The sequence below is a fragment of the Enterococcus sp. DIV2379 genome, from assembly GCF_050542965.1.
Taxonomy (GTDB): domain Bacteria; phylum Bacillota; class Bacilli; order Lactobacillales; family Enterococcaceae; genus Enterococcus_D; species Enterococcus_D entomosocium.
Map to the genome: position 1 here is coordinate 508647 of NZ_CP172938.1, position 19787 is coordinate 528433.

A 19787-nucleotide genomic window follows, 5' to 3' on the forward strand; every position below is an offset into this window, starting at 1 on the left:
GGAAATGAATGACGGAACCAGCCATTCGTTATCGTCTGATAAAGAAAGAAAAGCATACCGGTGCCCGTTTAGGCGAACTGATCACGCCTCACGGAACCTTTCCAACGCCAATGTTCATGCCAGTCGGCACATTAGCAACGGTTAAAACCCTTGCCCCTGAAGAGTTGAAAGAAATGGGTGCAGGCGTCATTTTAAGCAATACCTATCACTTGTGGTTGCGTCCAGGAGAAGACATTGTTGCAGAAGCAGGCGGCTTACATAAATTTATGAATTGGGATCAACCGATCTTAACAGATTCAGGTGGTTTCCAAGTCTTTTCATTAGCCGAAATGCGCAACATCGTCGAAGAAGGTGTCCATTTCAAAAACCATTTGAATGGGTCGAAAATGTTTTTATCTCCTGAAAAAGCGATTGATATCCAAAACAAATTAGGATCAGATATCATGATGAGTTTTGATGAGTGTCCGCCATTTGATGAAAGCTATGACTACGTCAAAAAATCGGTGGAACGGACGTCTCGCTGGGCAGAACGTGGCTTGAAAGCTCATGCCAATCCAGATCGTCAAGGCTTGTTTGGGATCATTCAAGGTGCAGGCTTTGAAGACTTGCGCAAGCAGAGTGCCCAAGACTTGATTAGTATGGACTTCCCAGGTTATTCTATCGGCGGCCTGTCAGTTGGCGAACCAAAAGCGGAAATGAATCGCGTGTTGGAATTTACGACTCCTTGGATTCCAGAAAACAAACCACGTTACCTGATGGGCGTTGGGGCAGCTGACTCCTTGATCGATGGCGTGATTCGCGGTGTCGATATGTTCGACTGCGTTTTACCAACACGGATCGCAAGAAACGGTACCTGTATGACTTCAAAAGGTCGTTTAGTCGTGAAAAATGCGCAATATGCCCGTGACTTTCGACCAATTGACGAGAAGTGTGATTGCTATACATGTAAAAACTATTCTCGTGCGTACATCCGCCACTTGATCAAATGTGATGAAACCTTTGGTATGCGTTTGACGTCTTACCACAATGTCTACTTCTTATTGAATCTGATGAAAAATGTCCGTCAAGCCATCATGGATGACAACTTGTTGGAGTTCCGTGAGCATTTTATTGAAGAGTATGGGTTCAACAAGGAAAATGCGAGGAATTTCTAACATTCTCTACTAAAATGGTGGGAATAATAGAGGAATTCTGATAAAGTATCTTATAGGAAAGAAAATAAATCGAGGTGAAAAAAATGGCACAATCTTTACCAATGCTCTTTATGCTGGTTGCTTTAGTGGCAATGTGGTTCTTTATGAGTCGTTCACAAAAGAAACAACAGCAAGAGCGTAAAAATCTTTTAGAAAATATGAAAGCTGGCGATGAAGTCGTAACCATCGGCGGACTCCACGGTGTTCTTTCTGAAGTCAACACAGAAAAAAGCACCGTGATCATCGACTGTGAAGGAATTTTCTTAGAGTTTGATCGTTCAGCGATCCGCACAGTGAAACCTGGAACTGTTGCATCCGTTGAGACACAAATCGAACCAGCTGATGTCGAAGACGCAACGAGCATCCAAGACGAAACCAAAGAATAAGCACAAACGCACCGTCGCTTTCTCAGAAGCGATGGTGCGTTTTTTTAGTAGTCGGACAGTTTCTAAAATAAAACAAGCACCGCAGCAAAACAGAGATCGCTCGTTTTGCTGCGGTGTTTTGATTGGCTTCGCTACTCGATCGGAATCAGTTTCTTTGACGCTTGTTTGCCTTGATCTTTTGGCAACGTCAATTTCAAAATTCCTTCAGCGTAAGAGGCCTTGATTTCATCCTCTTTGACGTTTTCTAACAGGTATTGCCGTCGAACGCTTGTCAAGCTGCGCTCGCTGCGAACCAGACGTCCTTTTTCATCTTCGGTCGCATGATCCGTCTGGTGTTGTCCCGTAATCGTTAAAACCCCATTCTCATAGGTTACTTGAATATTTTCCTTAGGGATGCCAGGCAGTTCTGCTTCAACGAGAAATTCATTGTCATTCTCGTGAATATCGGTTTTGATCAGGTTCGATGGAAACCCATCAAAAAAACTGCGGCCAAAATCTTCAAAGAAATCAAAAGGTGTCATACTGTATGAATCTGAGCGGCGTGGCACAATCTCATGTGTCATAAGAATCATCCTTTCTTTGTTCTTTTGTTTTTACACTTTTTATTTTATTCATTTTTCAGAGAATCTCAAGTGATTTACTCACTTTAAAAAAATCTTTAAAAACCTTTGATACCAACATTTTACTCCTTAATTTTAGCGTGTTTTTACATTGCTTCGTTTCCGTTCCCCCCCCTCATTTCGCCTGCTTTTTTCGCGTGACAGTATATACTTAATGATATATACTAAAAGTGAAGTGGAGGAGGAAAAACATGGCACGTTATAGAAAACGAATGCTTGTTGCTTTGATCTATGCATTGTTGTCGTCGATTGCCTTAAATCTCTTTTGGCTGCCGGGAAATATTTATGCGAGTGGGATCACTGGTTTGTCGCAATTGTTGTCGCAGCTTTTAGACGAGCAGTTGAATCTGCAGCTTTCGATCCCGCTTTTGGTGCTTTTTTTTAATGCGCCATTGTTAGCGGTTGCTTGGGTCAAAATCGATCGAGAATTTACCATCATGACGGTTTGTACCGTCGTCCTGTCTTCTGTTATGATGAAGGTGGTACCGGTCATTGCTTTAACGACCGATCCGGTGATCTGTGCCGTGTTCGGCGGATTGCTGCACGGGGTGTCGGTGGGCTTGACATTGAACGACGATTTTTCAACGGGTGGGCTTGATATTTTAGGGATTTTAGTGAAAAAAGCCACTGGTAGAAGTATCGGTAGTTTCTTTATCGGCTTCAATGTTAGTTTGCAGCTAGCAGCCGGGCTGATCTTTGGCTGGCCCTATGCTTTTTATAGTGCCATTTCCTTCTTCATCAGTGGGCGGATGGTCGACTACGTCAACCTGAAGCAGCGGCGTGTGCAGCTGCTGGTCGTTACAGAAAAAGCAGAACCCGTCATTACGACGCTGCAATGTGCCTTGCAGCGAGGCATCACGGTCATCAACGATGTCGAAGGTGGATTTGATCATCAACAGAAAAAACTATTATTACTTGTCATTTCCCATAGAGAACTCAAGACCGTCGAAGGCATGATCCAAGGAATCGATGAACAAGCGTTTGTCAGTGTTTCTTCTGGCGTCAGTGCCAATCGATCGTTTTATGAATGGTAGCAAAGTGAAAGAAAGTAGGAGAGACGTTGAAAAAACAAGCAGTATTTCAAGAAGTTGCCCAGCAGATTGCGCAACGGGTTCATGAAGGTACGTACGTGACGAGCCAAAAACTTCCTTCCGATTATGATTTAGCAGAGGAATTTCAGTGCAGCCGTTTAACGGTGCGCAAAGCCATCGATCTATTGATTGGCCAGAATTTGTTAGTGAAAGAAAAAGGCAAAGGAACCTATGTCATGAAACAGCCCAAGATCCAAAGCGGCTCCGGCGGCCTTCAAAGTTTTACTGAAACTGCAAAGGTCCAAGGGAAAAAGACCCGTACGGAAGTTCTGCATATCGAAACCGTCAAAGAGCTCCCGATAGAGATTGGTCAGTTGTTTGGTGATTACGCCAAGGAACCGATCGTTTATTTGGTGCGCTTGCGTTACTTTGATGATGAGCCGATGACGGTGGAAAATCTTTACGTACTGAAACGCTATCTGCAAGAAGGCACCGCAGAACTCACGAAAGCTCAATTAGAGTCGTCTTTATATCAAGTCATTGAAGCCAACATCGAGATTGGTTATTCCCATCAAGAGGTGGAAGCTGTGAAAAGTCCTGCCGATATTGCGAAACTTTTACAGGTGCCTCAAGAGGAACCGATGCTTTTGGTCCATTCGATGACCTATTCCGCATCAGCCAAACCGATCTTATACGATACATCCTATTACCGAGCAGACAAATATACCTTCAAAAATACATTAGTGCGTCAAAAATAAAATCAATCCTTTAGAGGTGAAGACAATGGATCCACTCACAGCAAGTATTGAAGCCAATTGGTCAGAATTTCTCACGCTTTTGAGCGAAGTGATGCAGATTGCAAGCGTCAAAGGTGAGCCGGCGCCCCATGCGCCTTATGGCAAGGGACCACGAGAAGTGTTAGCATACGTCATGGAAAAAAGCGCAGCATACGGGTTTCAAACAACGGTCATTGATGATGCAATCGGCTATGCCCATTGGGGACCAACGGATACCGACTATATCGGTGTGTTAGGACACTTGGATGTCGTGCCGGCAGGTTCTGGCTGGAGCTATCCACCGTTTGCACTAACTGAAAAGGACGGCAACTTTTATGGCCGAGGGATTTTAGACAACAAAGGCCCAATCATCAGCTGTTTGTTTGCCATGAAATTGTTGAAAGACCTTGGTCATCAACCGCAATTACCGCTGCGGATCATTTTCGGTACAGATGAAGAAAGCGGTATGTCGGATATCCCGCATTATCTAGCGGCTGAGCAGCCACCGCGTTTTGGTTTTACGCCAGACTGCAAGTACCCAGTGGTTTACGGCGAACGAGGTGTCGTCAATGTGCAACTTGATTTTCCGTTGCCCGCCCAAGAACAGCAGCTGTTAGCGGCGTTTTCTGGCGATCAATTCCGCGATCATGTGCCAGACCACCTATCGGTAACCATAGGCAGCCAGTCCTTTGAAGCACTAGGCAAACGCTCCCCTAGCAATGCCCCTGAGCTAGGGGACAATGCCATTACAAAGCTTGCCCAGCAAGCAGCACCGCAACTAGCGGCGACACCGTCCTTGCAAGCAGCTTTGCAGTGGATCGCCCAAAGTTTTCACCAGCAGCACTATGGCGAAGGCGTTGATTTGGTACTAGAAGATGCTGATTCAGGAAAGTTGATCTTGACCCCTGTGGTTCTCCAAAAATCCGCCAGTGGACTAGCGTTAGAAGTGGCCTTTCGCTATCCTGTATCGGTAACGGAGGAACAAGTACTCGCTGGGGTGCAAAAGGCATTGCCAGAAGGGGCAAGCCTTACGATCCTTCGCAGCATTCCGGGGTTCTGCCGATCAAAAGATGCCCCCGAAATCCAAACGCTATCGACGATCTATCACCAAGTAACGGGCAATGATCCAACCCCCGTGACCACTACAGGAGCAACCTATGCCCGCAAGATGCCAAATATCCTTGCTTTCGGTCCGTCTTTTCCAGGGCAAAAAGGGATCGCTCATAACCAAGATGAGTACATGGCGGTTGCCGATCTACGGATGAATCTTGAAATTTATCTGCGCAGCTTACAAGCACTGACAAAATAAGCGAAGACGCGAACGAAGAAGAGTTTTTCCAATTTTTTTGAGAAACTCTTTTTTTAGTATAGACATAGTAGTATATACCGTATAGAATATACTTGAAAGCGCTATGAAAAATGGAGGGATATTTATGTGGGGAATGATTGCTACATGGCGGATGGCACACGATGGCGTGCTCGCTGCTAAATCAATATTAGAACAACAAGGCTCCTGCCAAGATGCAGTAGAAACAGCCATTAAAGCAGTGGAAGATTATCCATTTTATAAATCGGTGGGGTATGGCGGGCTGCCCAACGAAGAAGGCGTGTTGGAAATGGACGCTGCCTTCATGGATGGTGATACCTTCAAAATTGGTGCCGTCGCTGGGATCGTCGATGTGGAAAATCCTATTTCCGTGGCACGCCGCCTAAGTGAGGAAAAATTCAATAGTTTTCGGATCGGCCAAGGAGCGGTCGCTTATGCGCTTGCCGAAGGATTCCAGCCCAAAGCGATGCTGACACCGCGAGCCAAAACCATTTGGGAAAAGCGCAAAGCAGAGATCGCTGCCAACAACCTCGATCCCTATGACGGCCACGATACAGTGGGAGTAGTTGCGCTAGATGAACACCAAAGTATGGCAGCAGGAACCTCTAGTTCTGGTTTATTTATGAAAAAAAGCGGTCGTGTCGGCGATTCACCTTTATCTGGTTCTGGTTTTTATGTGGATAGTGAAATCGGCGGTGCCGCTGCCACAGGGTTAGGGGAAGACTTGATGAAAGGCTGCCTTTCCTACGAAATCGTCCGTTTGATGGGAGAAGGGCTAGCACCGCAAGAAGCATGTGATCAAGCCGTTTACGACTTTGAAGCGCGATTGAAGAAGCGCTATGGCAAAGCCGGCGCCTTCTCGCTGATCGCCTTAGATAAACAGGGGCGCTGGGGCGTGGCAACCAATGTAGAATTTACCTTTAGTGTCGCAACCACCAATCAAGCGCCAGCTATTTTTATGGCAACGCCAGGACCTGAGCAGACAACCATGATCGAGCCTATTACGAAAGAATGGTTGGAAGCGTATGAAGAACGAATCAAAGCGCCAGTTTGATCAAGGAATCAACCAGCTTTACCATGAAAGACACAAGATGAAAGGAAGAATGGAATGTTCAATAAAATTGAAAATATTTTGATGCCTCTGGCAGTCAAACTCGGACAAAATAAAGTCTTGATCGCTGTACGCGATGGTTTTTTAATCACAACGCCGCTGGTAATCGTTGGCTCGATCTTCTTGCTGTTTGCCAATTTCCCGATACCAGGATGGTCAGAATTTTGGGCAGGTCTTTTTGGCAGCGGGTGGGAATCATGGGTGACTAGAGTTTCCGGTTCTGTCTTTAATACGGTCGGTTTTTTCTCCTGCTTAGGAACAGCCTATGCCTACGGAAGAGAAAAGAAGACCGACCCAATCCAAGCAGCAGCCGTTGCCGTCATCGCCTTTTTGATCTTAACGCCGAATAAATTGGTAGTTGAAGGCGTTGCGGACCCAATAAGCGGGCTTTCTTTCAATCATTTAGGAACAAACGGTATTTTTGTCGGCTTGCTGACAGCGATCCTTTCTGTTGAAATCTATGCCTATACAACGAAAAAAGGGTGGACGATCAAAATGCCAGATGGGGTTCCGCCTGCTGTTACAAAATCATTTGCCGCATTGATCCCGAGTGTCCTCGTTATGCTTTTATTCTTTATTATCAACATTTTATTTGGATTGACCGCGTATGGTACCGTACATGACTTTATTTTTAATGTCTTGCAAATGCCTCTCAAGGGAGCGGGCAATACCTTGACTGCCCAATTGATTTACAGTCTGGCATGTACGATTTTCTGGTTCTTCGGCATCAATGGTCCAGCAGTCGCCAATTCCGTCTTTTCACCGATTTTGCGTATTTTAACGATGGAAAATCTAGATGCATTTCAAGCGGGACAAGCGTTACCGAATATCTTTACCGATCCATTTTCAAACTTCTTTACCAATTTTGGCGGCGGCGGTTCGACGTTGTCACTAGTCATCATCATGGTGCTGTTTTGTAAATCAAAACGAATCAAAGAATTAGGGAAACTTTCACTAGTGCCGGGGATTTTCGGGATCAATGAACCAATCATTTTCGGCTTGCCGGTCGTATTGAACCCAATTATCATTATTCCCTTTATCGCCGTGCCGATGATCAATCTTTTGCTGTCGACTCTCGTAACGAATCTTGGATTGATTCCTTATACAACAGGGGTATCTTTACCATGGACAACTCCGATCGGTTTTTCCGGCTACTTGAGTACCGGTAGTCTGGTAGCGTCAATCTGGCAGTTTGTTTTGTTAGCCATTGGATGCTTGATCTATTATCCGTTTATTATGACGCTGGACAAACAATATCTGAAGGAAGAACGTGAAGCAGAAAAAGCCAAAAATGACGCTTTGGAATTATCTTTTGATGATCTTTCCATCGATCATTTGCTTTAGAAAGGATGCAACCATGAAAATTATTTTTCTATTAGATCAGATTCAAGCAGGATTAGGCGGCAAGGAGCATGGTGATCAGCCGCTTGGCGGACAAAAAACGGCGATCGGATCAGTCAAAATGTTTGAGAAATTGCTGAAACAAAAGGAAATCGATGTTCTCGCCACTATTTATTGCGGAGATGACTATTATTTACAAAATCCGAAAGAATCGTCACTAAAAATTGCTGCTATGGCTCAAAAACTCGGAGCAGATGCGGTCTTATGCGGACCTTGTTTCAACTATGAAAAGTATGGCGAGATGGCTGCCCAAACAGCGCAGATCATTGAAGAAAAAGTACAGATCCCAGCAGTTGCCGCCATGTCGCCAGAGTGCCAGCAGGCAATTGAAACATATAAAGACCAAGTCACTATCGTGAAGATGCCGAAAAAAGGCGGTACTGGATTGACTGAGGCAATGAATGATATGCTGACGCTTTGCCAAATGAAAGCAGCACACCAAGAGATCACTGCCTTCGCTGAACAGCACTGCTATTAGAAAGGGCGAGAATATGGAAGAATTAATGCGTCAGTTAGAAGAAGTCGTTTATACACCTGGTGTTTCCGGACGAGAAAAGCCGATAGCCGCATTACTGGCAAAAAAGTATGCGCCTTATTGCGATGAAATCATCTACGATAATCTAGGATCTATTTATGCCGTCATTCGATCAGAAAGACCGGCGGCTCCTAAAGTGCTGGTGAGCGCTCATATGGATGAAGCAGGCTTTTTCGTGAAAAAAATCGAAGCAAATGGACTGATCCGCGGACTCATCATGGGAAAAATCGAAGCCAACAGCTTGCTAGGGCAAGAAGTTCGGCTAATCACCCGTAGCGGTGAAAAGTATTTTGGGGTGGTTTTAGGCATCGATAAAGACAATCATGGCAAAAGTCAAAAAGATGAAGTACTGTTGGATTTTGGTTTTTCATCAAAAGATGCGGTTTTAGCGGAGGAAATCACTTTAGGCGACATGGTGACCTTTGCGCCGAAAATGAAAGAAACCAGCAATGGACAAGCATGGATTGCGTCCAATTGGAACGGGCGCATCAATGTTAGTCAAACCATTGATTTAGTCAAAACAATGGCAGCTGCTAGTGTCAAATTGCCCTACGATCTGATGATCGGCTGTACGGTGCAGGAACAAGTCGGTACCAGAGGAGCTCAGACAGCAGCCAATGTAACAGCGCCGGATTTTACGATCGTTCTTGATACTGCCCAGGCAATGGATTACCAAAACGAACAAGAAGATCAGCAAGGTTTTTTGGGTAAAGGCCTTCTGCTGACGTATTACAATCCGACCGTTCTGCCAAATCGCTTGCCGCTGGAGCGGTTGAAAGCAGTTTGTCAAACTGCGAATCTGCCCTGTCAGAGTTATTTTTCCTTTGAAGCATCAGATGGGGCTTGGTTCAACAAATTGCGTACAGGATGTCCTATTTTGTTAGCGAGTTTGTCTGTGCGAAACAAGAACACTGCTTCTCAAGTTGTTGCCCGCCGCGACTATGAAACAGCACTGCAAGCATTGGCGCGTTTTTTGACTGAGCTTGACGAAGAAGCAATCCGTTCTTTCAAAGAAGAAAACCGCTAGGAGACGATTTTAATGACAAATCAAACAATAGATATTCAGCTTCTGAAAGCCCTAAGTGAAGCTGATGGGATAGGCGGGCGGGAAAAAGAAGTGTCTCGTATCGTCAAAGCATATACACAGCCATATGTTGATGACTTGTTCTATGATGCCTTAGGTTCGCTGATCCTCGTCAAAAAAAGCACACAGAAAAATGCACCGAAAGTCATGCTTTCTGCTCACATGGATGAGGTAGGTTTTATGGTAAAAGAAATCACAGATGCGGGCTATCTAAAACTTCTGCCGGTAGGCGGATGGTGGGGACACGTCATGCCGGCACAGGAAATGCGTGTCACCACAGTATCTGGAGAGAAATTTGTGGGCGTCATCGGAAGCCGTGCGCCTCATGGTATGCCGACAGACGAGAAAAACAAAGTCATTCCGGCAAATCGTTTTTACTTAGACCTCGGTGTGGCCTCAGCAGAAGCTGCAAAAGATCTGGGGATTGCCATTGGGGATATGGTCACGCCGCATACGATGTTTCGTGAAATGAATGATCCTGATTTTTTGCTGGGTAAAGCTTGGGATGATCGCGTTTGCGTAGCAGCTTGTATCGAAGTAATGAAAAACTTAGCTTCTTCAGAATTGGCAGTGGATGTTTATTTTGCTGCTACAACTCAAGAAGAAGTCGGTATTCGCGGTGCACGTACGGCTACACACCAAATCAAACCGGATTTAGCAATCGCATTGGATGTGACGACAGCTGAAGATACCTTGTTTGATCAGGGCGGATTGACATTAGGCGGAGGGACCGTGCTTTCCGTACTTGATTCATTGACGATCGGCAATCCCGGTCTTGTGGCAAAAATGGAAGAACTCGCTTTTGAGCAGCAGCTATCTTTTCGGCACGATTTTATGACTGTTGGCGGCACCGATGCCTGCAATATCCATAAAGCAATGAAAGGCATCCCAGCAATGACCCTGTCGATCCCCACCCGCTATATGCATTCTTCCCGCTTGGTGATTCATAAAGAAGATTATCGTCAAACCATTCACCTGCTGTGCGCCTTCTTGAGTGTACTTTCAGCTTCCGATATTCGTGAATTTAAAGAATCGGCGGGGGTTTTTCCTTCAGGCGATTAGGCAATTAATAGAAGGACTGTTGGCGATAGAAGATTCGTCAGCAGTCTTTTTGGTTCATCGACTAGGAATGCAAAAGCAGCTGATTAAGCCAAACTTGGCAATCTGTTGCTTCTTGCTTCTGGAAGATATATGATCGATAAAAGGAGTTGAGGAGATGTACCATACAGCATTTGGCGTCTACGGGATTTTGTTTCGACAAAATTGCTTAGCCGTCATCAAAAAGAAGGCGGGACCTTATCAAAACCGCTATGATTTGCCGGGCGGCAGCATGGAAGCAGGTGAGTTGCTGGAAGACACGCTGTGCCGAGAATTTAAAGAAGAAACCGGCATAACCGTTACTAGCTATCATCAATTAGGGGCAATTAATTTTCTTTACCCCTGGCACTATCAAGGAACATCTATGAATAATCACATCTGTGTCTTTTATGAGATTCAAACAACCGTTGGAAGTCTTGAGAAGAATGTTCCTCAATTTACAGGCCAAGATTCATTGGGAGCAGTTTTTTTCCCCATCGAGCAGCTAAATGAACAAAATGCATCACCTCTTGTAATAAAAGCTTGTAAGGTGTTTAAACGGGAGGCATTTACGGCAAGAAGCCAACGCCTAATGAAATGGGATGTATTAGAGGACCCTTCTTACGAATAATCCTTTCAGATCGTAAGACGTTTGACAGAAAAAGTGAAAAGAGCAGACGATACTATTTAGTAAGGATAAGGTGTTTTCGTAAACCTCTCTATTGTTCAACTTAGCACATGACATTTTTCTTAATAAAAACCGAAACTTTTGTCCACTTCTTTTCCTTAAAACCTCTTGAAAACGCTTAATTTAAAGGGAGTTTAATAAAACTGTGAAAAAAATCACAAAAACTATTTACAAACGAAAAAAGATGTTGTATGATCTGTATGTGAAGTAGTTAACAAACAAAACATGTTTAAAAACTAGGAGGACATACAATGGCTAAGACATTGGAAAAAGAAGTGACAATCGACGTACAAGCAATGATCGACGATTTAGCAACGAAGGCAAATGTGGCGTTAAAAGAAATGGAAAGCTTTGATCAAGAAAAAGTGGACCACATTGTTCATGAAATGGCAATGGCAGCATTAGACAAACACATGCCTTTAGCTAAAATGGCAGTAGAAGAAACTGGCCGTGGTATCTATGAAGATAAAGCGATCAAAAACATGTACGCTTCAGAATATATTTGGAACAGTATCAAACATGACAAAACAGTCGGCGTGATCAATGAAGACAAACAAAAAGGCTTGATCGAAATCGCTGAACCAGTTGGTGTCGTTTGTGGGGTAACACCAACAACCAACCCAACATCTACAACGATCTTTAAAGCAATGATCGCTTTGAAAACACGTAACCCGATCGTTTTTGCTTTCCACCCATCTGCACAAAAATGTTCAGCAGAAGCTGCACGTATCGTTCGTGATGCAGCCATCGCTGCTGGGGCACCTGAAAACTGTGTGCAATGGATCGAACATCCATCAATCGAAGCGACTGGCTTATTGATGAACCACCCAGGAATTGCGATCGTATTAGCAACTGGTGGGGCTGGCATGGTCAAAGCAGCATACTCAACTGGTAAACCTGCATTAGGTGTTGGACCAGGGAACGTACCTGCCTATATCGAAAAAACAGCGAAAGTGAAACGAGCAGTCAATGACTTGATCGTATCAAAAACTTTTGATAACGGAATGATCTGTGCCTCTGAACAAGCAGTGATCGTTGATAAAGAAGTCTATGCCTCTGTGAAAGCAGAATTTGAAGCACATCAAGTATATGTTGTAAAAGCAAAAGAATTACAAAAACTTGAAGATGCCGTGATGAACGAAGGGAAATATGCCGTAAATCCAGCAATCGTTGGTCATTCAGCAATGGATATCGCGAAATTAGCAGGCATCAACGTACCAGAAGGAACAAAATTATTGATCGCTGAACTTGACGGTGTCGGTGCTGATTACCCACTATCAAGAGAAAAACTTTCTCCAGTTTTAGCAATGATCAAAGCAAACAACACAGAAGACGCGTTCGAAAAATGTGAAGCAATGCTTGATTTAGGCGGATTAGGCCATACAGCGGTGATCCACACTGAAAACGAAGACTTGCAATTAGCCTTCGGCCTACGCATGAAAGCTTGCCGTATCTTAGTTAACACACCATCTGCAGAAGGTGGTATCGGAAATATCTACAACGAAATGATTCCATCATTGACACTTGGTTGTGGTTCATACGGGAAAAACTCTGTATCACGAAATGTTTCTGCTGTGAACTTGATCAACGTGAAAACTGTAGCGAAACGGAGAAATAATATGCAATGGTTTAAATTGCCACCAAAAATCTTCTTTGAAAAGAACTCTCTAATGTACTTGGAGAAAATGGAAAACGTTGAACGTGTCATGATCGTTTGTGACCCTGGTATGGTTCAATTCGGCTATTGCGATACGGTTCGTGAAGTACTTGCTCGTCGTAAAAATGACGTGAAAATCGAAGTCTTCTCTGACGTAGAACCAAACCCATCAACAAACACCGTTTACGCTGGAACAAAAATGATGGTTGATTTCAAACCAGATACAGTGATCGCCCTTGGTGGTGGATCAGCAATGGATGCTGCCAAAGGCATGTGGATGTTCTATGAGCACCCAGATACTTCATTCTTCGGCGCGAAACAAAAATTCTTAGATATCCGTAAACGGACATACAAGATCGACAAACCAGAAAAAACGCAATTCGTTTGTATCCCAACAACGTCTGGTACTGGTTCTGAAGTAACACCATTTGCGGTTATCACTGACAGTGAAACACACGTGAAGTACCCATTAGCTGATTACGCATTGACACCAGATGTAGCAATCGTTGACCCTCAATTCGTAATGTCAGTACCTGCGTCTGTTACAGCAGACACTGGAATGGACGTTTTGACTCATGCGATCGAATCTTATGTGTCAGTAATGGCATCTGATTACACTCGTGGATTGAGCTTACAAGCAATCAAGTTAGTCTTTGACTACTTAGAAAAATCAGTGAAAACACCTGATATGGAATCTCGCGAAAAAATGCATAATGCCTCAACAATGGCAGGTATGGCCTTCGCCAATGCATTCCTAGGTATTTGTCACTCTGTAGCTCACAAAATCGGTGGTGAATATGGTATTCCTCACGGACGTACAAATGCGATTCTTTTACCGCACATCATCCGTTACAATGCCAAAGACCCACAAAAACATGCAATGTTCCCTAAATATGACTTCTTCCGTGCCGATACAGATTACGCAGACATTGCGAAATTCTTAGGCCTTAAAGGCAAAACAACGGCTGAATTGGTTGAAGCATTGGCAACAGCTGTTTACGAATTAGGACAATCTGTTGGTATCGACATGAGCTTGAAAGCGCAAGGCGTCACTCAACAAACACTAGATACAACAGTTGATCGCATGGCTGAATTGGCTTACGAAGACCAATGTACAACAGCAAATCCAAAAGAACCACTAATCTCTGAATTGAAACAAATCATCGTTGATGCCTATAACGGCTAAACAATGAATCAAGAACACCCTGCGGTATCTTAGCTGCCGCAGGGTGTTCTTTTGTCGTTTCATTTTTTTTGAGAAAGCAAGCTGGCAGTTGCCGCTTCCTTGCCCAGATCAGTTAAGAATGCGAAAAACAGCAATCGAACAGGGAGGGATCATAAAAAAGGAGTGGATGTCTCCACTCCGTAAAAGTCTCATTTTTTCAGGGTATCGCCAAGGCGGCTGCTTTTTTGCTCAAACAGATAGGCTCGTTACTTGCTGCCGTTTTTCTTCAAGCGTAGCATCTGGAAGCTTTGTTTTTCCAAGACGACACGCAAAATGCCGTCATTCAATTCCGCTGTTTTTCCATTGACGGGCACAACGTTGTTCGGGGTTGCTTCGGTATTGACGGCATGCAAGTCTGGGTGGTGCAACACTTGATGGGTAGCGATTTGCAATGAAACATATTGACGCAAGTCGCAAGTGAATTCGTTGGCATCCTGCAAATCCTTATTTACCAAGAAAAAGGTCAAATAGTCATCTTCGTTTTCGATCGCAATGGCATCCACATAAGAAGCTTTTCCGTGGCTGCTATCGAAATCAGCTCCTCGAAGGATGCTATGCAACACGTGACCGCGACCATAGTTGCTGATCATTTCATAGGGATAAAAAATCGTTTGTTTCCAAGCGGCAGTATCGGAAGTCATGATCGGTGCGATCACGTTGACCAGCTGTGCCATGCAGGCGATTTTAACGCGATCTGCGTGATGAAGCATCGTGATCATCATGCTTGCGACGAGTAAAGCATCTTCGAAGTGATAGACGTCTTCTAATTGTGGTGGGTGTTGACTCCAAGGTTCGATTTTTTGATCCTGTTCATTTGAGTGATACCAGACGTTCCATTCGTCGAAGGAAATATTGATAGTCTTCTTGCTTCGGCGTTTGGCTTTCACCGCATCACAGATCGCTGCGACTTGACTGATGAACTGATCCATTGCGACATTGCTTGCTAGATAATCTTGGCTATCGCCGTTACGGTTGCCATAATATTGGTGCATGGAAATGTAGTCGACTTGGTCGTAACAATGACTTAATACTGTATCTTCCCACATGCCAAAGGTCGGCATCGTGAGAGAAGAACTACCACAAGCAACGGTTTCTATCGTTGGGTCCACCAGACGCATCGCTTTGCCAGCTTCTTCTGCGAGACGGCCGTATTCATCGGCTGTCTTATGTCCTTCTTGCCAAGGGCCGTCCATTTCATTGCCTAGACACCAAAGTTTGATGTCATGAGGATCGGCCACCCCATGGGTACGACGGAGATCACTATAATAGCTGCCGCCTTTTAAATTGGTGTATTCAATCAAGTTTTTCGCTGCTTCGATTCCTCGTGTCCCAAGATTGATCGCCATCATCGGTGCCGTATTGACTTCTTTGGTCCAATCCATAAATTCGTTTAAGCCAAACTGATTGCTTTCGATTACCCGCCAGGCCAAATCGATTTTTGCTGGCCGTTGCTCTTTAGGGCCGACGCTATCTTCCCATTTATACCCAGAGACGAAGTTGCCTCCTGGGTAACGGACGATCGGCACATTCAACTGCTTGATCAAGGCAGCGACATCTTGACGAAAGCCTTGCTCATTGGCAAAAGGACTTTCTGGTTGATAGATCCCTTCGTACACACAGCGCCCTAAGTGCTCCACAAAAGAGCCGTAGATCCGTTCGTCGACTGGTGCCAAAATAAAGCGTTTGTCTAAATACATCGTAGTTTTCTTCAAATTTGCAACCCCTTTCTTTTCTTTCATTGTAGCGATAGTCCATGAAAATAAACACTACATTCTGTCTTATTCTATTGACGTTTTGTCCGTTTTCTTTATACTAAAGGCAAGTAGGAAGGAGTGAGAAGTTGAACGTAACCTATTCAGGATTTCAAATGCACAATGCTGTTTCCGATCATATTTATCGACCCTCTGGCTTAAAGCATTATCTTTTCGTGTTGACGTTGTCTCCAATGGTTTTCACTTTTGAAGATGGTCATCAAGAAACTAGTGAAAAAGGTAGCTGCATTCTTTTTCCTCCAACCGTCTATCAAGATTATCGTGGCAAAGAAGATTTTTTTAATAGCTTTGTTGAGTTTCAAACGGATCAGGTGATCGAAGAAACCTATGCGATCCCTTGCAACCAACTGTTCCAGCCGAAAAACATTCAACAAATCAACAAATTGATCCAAAAGATCAATCATGAATCATTGTTGCCGCAACGGCACACGGAAGAATTGATCGCGGCGTATATGACAAATCTATTGGTCTTACTTGAACGCAATTTTGAAGAAAGCATCCCGCAACCACAAAACGAACACTATCAACTGTTTCAAGCGATGCGGTTGAAAATGTTAGTCAATTGTGAGCAGCAATGGGATTTTTCCCAGTTTAGCCGAGAGCTTTCCATCGGTAAAAGCCAATTCTATAAGCTCTATCAACAGTTTTTTCATACCACGCCCAAAGAAGATTTATTGCAAGCTCGGTTTCAAAAGTTTTTTTATTTACGCAGCAACGAAACACTAACGATTCGAGAGGCGGCGTTTCAATCTGGGTTCCAAAATATCAACCATTTTAATCGGCTCTTTGCGAAGCGCTATGGCTGTGCACCGACAAAGTACCAACAGGAGCAATAGTCAGGGGTGATTGGTAAAACCGCAGAAAAAAATCTGACGAATTCTTGACGGATGCAAGAGAAAACGGGACAATGTCATTAGGAGGTGGCGTATGGATACAGAAACGATCGTAAGCGAACTTTCTAAACGTTCAAGCGAATTGGAAGCGCTACAAAGGGAATTGGGTCAAAGCCAATTAATGAATAATGAAGCAGCACAAACGTTCATTTTTGAATTAAAGGATTATTTAGATAGCTTAAAGCTCGTAACGGATTTAGTACCGTCAGCGGCAACTACAACAGTGGAAGTTGACCAGTTGTCGTACGTCTTAGGTGAACAAAATCAAAGCATCCAGCAGCTGCTGGTCATTTTGGAAGAAGCCGAAGCAAACGACGACCAGCGCTTTTTTGGCAAAAGTGCAGGAGAAGTGCGGCGTATGATTGGCAGTCTGTCTGGGATCCTGGAACTAAACGGTCTGTTGCTGCAAGACAATCGGGGCTTTCAGCAAGTCGTGAAGGAGACTGGACCGCTTCAGGTGACTGAAACAAAGGAAGTCTCTGAGAAAAAAGGGTTTCTCCAAAAGCTTTTCGGGAAATAAGCACTGATCGTCAATCAAAACATGAATCACTTGTACCAAAAAAAACGGCGATTCACAATGCGTGAAGAACCGTTTAAGGAGACGACTTTTTTTAGGAGAAAGGGGGGCTTGAAGATGGCAGAAACAGTCACGCTTCAACCGATTACCGAAGAAATGCTTGCTGAACTTTGGTCGATCAGCTATGGACCAAAGGCAGATTTAGAATGGAAAAAATGGGACGGACCGTATTTCCAAGACCCCGTGTTGACGTGGGAAGAATTTCGAACGGGGTTTGGCGCTAGCTGTATCGACAACCCGTTACGTAAAGCGATCAGCTATCAAGGAAGAATCGTAGGGATCGCTACCGCTTATTGGGAAGACAATACCTTGCAGCAGTGGTTGGAATTCGGGATATCTATCTATGATGCTTCCCTTTGGAATCAAGGCATTGGCAGCCAAGCAATTCGCCAGTGGATCAATGATTTATTTGAATCACAGCTTCATATCCAGCGAGTCGGGTACACCACGTGGTCGGGCAATCACCGCATGATGAAACTAGGAGAAAAGCTAGGGATGACCAAAGAAGCCCAGATCCGCAAAGTCCGTTTCTGGGAAGGCACCTATTATGATTCCATCAAGTATGGCATCTTGCGAGAAGAATGGGCACAGCAGAAGTGAAGGTAGGGGATGCGAGATTTTTTCGTGTCCTCTTTCGTTGTTGATGATTGATCAGATGCATTTTGCGTATAGTAAAGTACCTAGTAAAAAAGGGGCTGATCTCCTAGCTGTATTTTGTAATTACAGTAATTACGTGGTGAAATGGACTATATATGTTATGAAGGAAAGGTGATTGTTTTAGATACAGTGAAAACAAGAAAGCAAGGAAATGCGGTAATGGTCACGCTAGCAAGTAAGTTTGAGATTCCTGCTGGTAAGACCTACTTTATCAGCAAAGAAAACGATGGTACGATTTCCTTGATTCCTCAGATCGATGATTATTTTTTAGCTGCGAAAGAGAAAGAATTTGTTGATGAAGAAGATATGCTAGCTGCTGATTTTATTGTTGAAGGCAGGCAGCTTGATGAATAGGCTCGAACAAGGGACTCTTGTATTTATTGATTTTGATCCCTCGAAAAGGAGTGAAATCAAAAAGCGCAGGCCTGCTTTAGTCATCAGCAGGGATGAGTACAGTTACACCTCAAATTTGATCATTGTTTGTCCAATAACGAGTACAGATAGGAAGCGTCCTTACTTTGTCGATATTCAACACGATAAATTGAAACCTGGGAGTAAAGTAAATACAAAGCAAGTTTATACGCTAGATTATTCCGAGCGTGACGGTAGAAAGATTGAAATTTTAGGGAAACTATCAAAAAAAGAACTGATTAGTGTTGCACAGCATTTTATGATGAACTTTAATTTTCCATTATAGTTAAAAAAACAGCAGGATGGAAAAAGTGAAGGACCCTCACAAAAAACGAGTGAGGGTCCTTCACTTTGATTTCCTAAGAATACAAGGTTTCAACAATAGAGAAAAGAAGATAGTGGAAAGATAAAAGTAAAATTTCAAAAATAGTCGACTTTCTGAACAATAACCATGTACTATCTCTATGTAATACTTTATAATAATTCCAATGTACAGATTAGAAATATTTTAAAAAAGTCGGGAATAGCGTTTGAAGTTCATTCTCAATTAGTCTAAAATAGTGAGAAAGAAAAGATACTGGAGGGAAAGAAATGTCAGTTTTAGAAATTAAAAATCTACACGTCCAAATCGAAGATAAAAAGATCTTAAAAGGCGTTGACTTAGTGTTAAAAACTGGAGAGATCCATGCCATCATGGGACCAAACGGTACAGGGAAATCAACCTTGTCCGCTGCCATCATGGGTAACCCGAATTATGAAGTGACAGAAGGGGAAATTTTGTTCGACGGCGAAAATGTCTTGGAAATGGAAGTGGATGAACGGGCTCGTTTAGGTCTGTTCTTGGCGATGCAATACCCAAGTGAAATTCCAGGCATCACCAATGCGGAATTTATGCGGGCAGCGATCAATGCCAAACGTGACGAAGACGACAAAATCTCCGTCATGGATTTCTTGAAAAAATTAGATGAAAAAATGGATTTATTGAATATGCCAGAAGAAATGGCGGAACGCTATTTGAATGAAGGCTTCTCTGGTGGAGAAAAGAAACGAAATGAAATCTTACAATTGTTGATGCTAGAGCCAACCTTTGCGATTTTGGATGAGATCGACTCTGGTCTAGATATTGATGCCTTGAAAGTCGTAGCAAAAGGCGTCAATGAAATGCGCGGCGAAGGCTTTGGCGCTTTGATCATCACCCATTACCAACGTCTGTTAAACTACATCACACCAGACGTGGTTCATATCATGATGGAAGGCCGTGTCGTGATGACCGGTTCGGCAGATTTAGCCAAACGCCTAGAAGCAGAAGGCTATGCTGGGATCAGTAAAGAGTTAGGGATCGACTACAAAGAAGAAGAAGCGTAAG

Annotated in this window: 20 protein-coding genes; 18 read left to right on the forward strand and 2 right to left on the reverse strand. The window is 43.8% G+C overall.

The annotated features are described in order from the left end of the window. Positions 1-8 precede the first annotated feature (8 nt). Both tgt and yajC read left to right on the forward strand, forming a co-directional pair. On the forward strand, positions 9-1154 hold the full coding sequence (gene tgt, locus IGI92_RS02375) for a tRNA guanosine(34) transglycosylase Tgt (protein ID WP_005227333.1): 1146 nt from the start codon (positions 9-11) through the stop codon (positions 1152-1154). An 83-nt stretch (positions 1155-1237) separates the two neighbouring features. Then, entirely contained in the window at positions 1238-1579 is a 342-nt protein-coding gene (gene yajC, locus IGI92_RS02380; protein ID WP_005232170.1) for a preprotein translocase subunit YajC, read from the forward strand. 131 nt (positions 1580-1710) lie between these two features. Here the strand turns inward: yajC and IGI92_RS02385 are convergent, their stop codons facing one another. Continuing rightward, positions 1711-2142, reverse strand: a complete 432-nt coding sequence (locus IGI92_RS02385) for an Hsp20/alpha crystallin family protein (RefSeq protein WP_008376072.1) — start codon at positions 2140-2142, stop codon at positions 1711-1713. A 248-nt stretch (positions 2143-2390) separates the two neighbouring features. Between IGI92_RS02385 and IGI92_RS02390 the strand changes: the two genes are divergently transcribed. From IGI92_RS02390 to adhE, 10 genes are all read left to right on the forward strand, one after another. Further along, the gene (locus IGI92_RS02390) at positions 2391-3233 is read left to right on the forward strand and encodes a YitT family protein (RefSeq protein WP_005227341.1); all 843 of its coding nucleotides are present in this window, start codon (positions 2391-2393) and stop codon (positions 3231-3233) included. 26 nt (positions 3234-3259) lie between these two features. Beyond that, positions 3260-3988 carry a GntR family transcriptional regulator, LSA1692 subfamily gene (locus IGI92_RS02395; protein WP_016611378.1) on the forward strand — a complete coding sequence of 243 codons (729 nt, stop codon included), beginning with the start codon at positions 3260-3262 and terminating at the stop codon, positions 3986-3988. A 25-nt stretch (positions 3989-4013) separates the two neighbouring features. Then, positions 4014-5315, forward strand: a complete 1302-nt coding sequence (locus IGI92_RS02400) for a Sapep family Mn(2+)-dependent dipeptidase (RefSeq protein ID WP_016619682.1) — start codon at positions 4014-4016, stop codon at positions 5313-5315. A gap of 124 nt (positions 5316-5439) precedes the next feature. After that, entirely contained in the window at positions 5440-6387 is a 948-nt protein-coding gene (locus tag IGI92_RS02405) for a N(4)-(beta-N-acetylglucosaminyl)-L-asparaginase (RefSeq protein WP_087664850.1), read from the forward strand. Between the two features lie 54 nt (positions 6388-6441). After that, positions 6442-7788, forward strand: coding sequence for a PTS sugar transporter subunit IIC (locus tag IGI92_RS02410; protein WP_430607855.1), 1347 nt, complete (start codon positions 6442-6444; stop codon positions 7786-7788). A gap of 13 nt (positions 7789-7801) precedes the next feature. Then, positions 7802-8323 carry a GrdB-related putative oxidoreductase gene (locus tag IGI92_RS02415; RefSeq protein ID WP_010748750.1) on the forward strand — a complete coding sequence of 174 codons (522 nt, stop codon included), beginning with the start codon at positions 7802-7804 and terminating at the stop codon, positions 8321-8323. Between the two features lie 13 nt (positions 8324-8336). After that, entirely contained in the window at positions 8337-9407 is a 1071-nt protein-coding gene (locus tag IGI92_RS02420) for a M42 family metallopeptidase (protein WP_271771212.1), read from the forward strand. A gap of 12 nt (positions 9408-9419) precedes the next feature. After that, a complete protein-coding gene (locus tag IGI92_RS02425) occupies positions 9420-10526 on the forward strand; it encodes a M42 family metallopeptidase (RefSeq protein ID WP_430607859.1) in 1107 nt (368 codons plus the stop codon). Between the two features lie 154 nt (positions 10527-10680). Next, positions 10681-11172 (forward strand): NUDIX hydrolase, encoded by a 492-nt coding sequence (locus IGI92_RS02430; protein ID WP_430607862.1) that lies wholly within the window; start codon positions 10681-10683, stop codon positions 11170-11172. 308 nt (positions 11173-11480) lie between these two features. Beyond that, on the forward strand, positions 11481-14072 hold the full coding sequence (gene adhE, locus IGI92_RS02435) for a bifunctional acetaldehyde-CoA/alcohol dehydrogenase (RefSeq protein WP_008376050.1): 2592 nt from the start codon (positions 11481-11483) through the stop codon (positions 14070-14072). Between the two features lie 245 nt (positions 14073-14317). On the opposite strand, the gene IGI92_RS02440 is transcribed toward adhE, so the two are convergent. Continuing rightward, positions 14318-15850, reverse strand: coding sequence for an alpha-N-arabinofuranosidase (locus IGI92_RS02440; RefSeq protein WP_430607865.1), 1533 nt, complete (start codon positions 15848-15850; stop codon positions 14318-14320). A 101-nt stretch (positions 15851-15951) separates the two neighbouring features. Between IGI92_RS02440 and IGI92_RS02445 the strand changes: the two genes are divergently transcribed. The 6 genes from IGI92_RS02445 to sufC all read left to right on the forward strand — a co-directional run bounded on the left by IGI92_RS02445 (position 15952) and on the right by sufC (position 19786). After that, on the forward strand, positions 15952-16719 hold the full coding sequence (locus tag IGI92_RS02445; protein ID WP_061053717.1) for an AraC family transcriptional regulator: 768 nt from the start codon (positions 15952-15954) through the stop codon (positions 16717-16719). A 91-nt stretch (positions 16720-16810) separates the two neighbouring features. Further along, positions 16811-17296 carry a hypothetical protein gene (locus IGI92_RS02450; protein ID WP_430607868.1) on the forward strand — a complete coding sequence of 162 codons (486 nt, stop codon included), beginning with the start codon at positions 16811-16813 and terminating at the stop codon, positions 17294-17296. Between the two features lie 114 nt (positions 17297-17410). Next, positions 17411-17953, forward strand: a complete 543-nt coding sequence (locus tag IGI92_RS02455; protein WP_430607871.1) for a GNAT family N-acetyltransferase — start codon at positions 17411-17413, stop codon at positions 17951-17953. A gap of 141 nt (positions 17954-18094) precedes the next feature. Beyond that, a complete protein-coding gene (gene mazE / locus IGI92_RS02460; RefSeq protein WP_430607873.1) occupies positions 18095-18364 on the forward strand; it encodes a type II toxin-antitoxin system PemI/MazE family antitoxin in 270 nt (89 codons plus the stop codon). After that, positions 18357-18707 carry a type II toxin-antitoxin system PemK/MazF family toxin gene (locus IGI92_RS02465; protein ID WP_086372597.1) on the forward strand — a complete coding sequence of 117 codons (351 nt, stop codon included), beginning with the start codon at positions 18357-18359 and terminating at the stop codon, positions 18705-18707. Before mazE ends, IGI92_RS02465 begins: the two co-directional genes overlap by 8 nt. Positions 18708-19012: 305 nt before the next feature. Beyond that, positions 19013-19786, forward strand: coding sequence for a Fe-S cluster assembly ATPase SufC (sufC, locus tag IGI92_RS02470; protein ID WP_005227367.1), 774 nt, complete (start codon positions 19013-19015; stop codon positions 19784-19786). Position 19787: the final 1 nt, after the last annotated feature.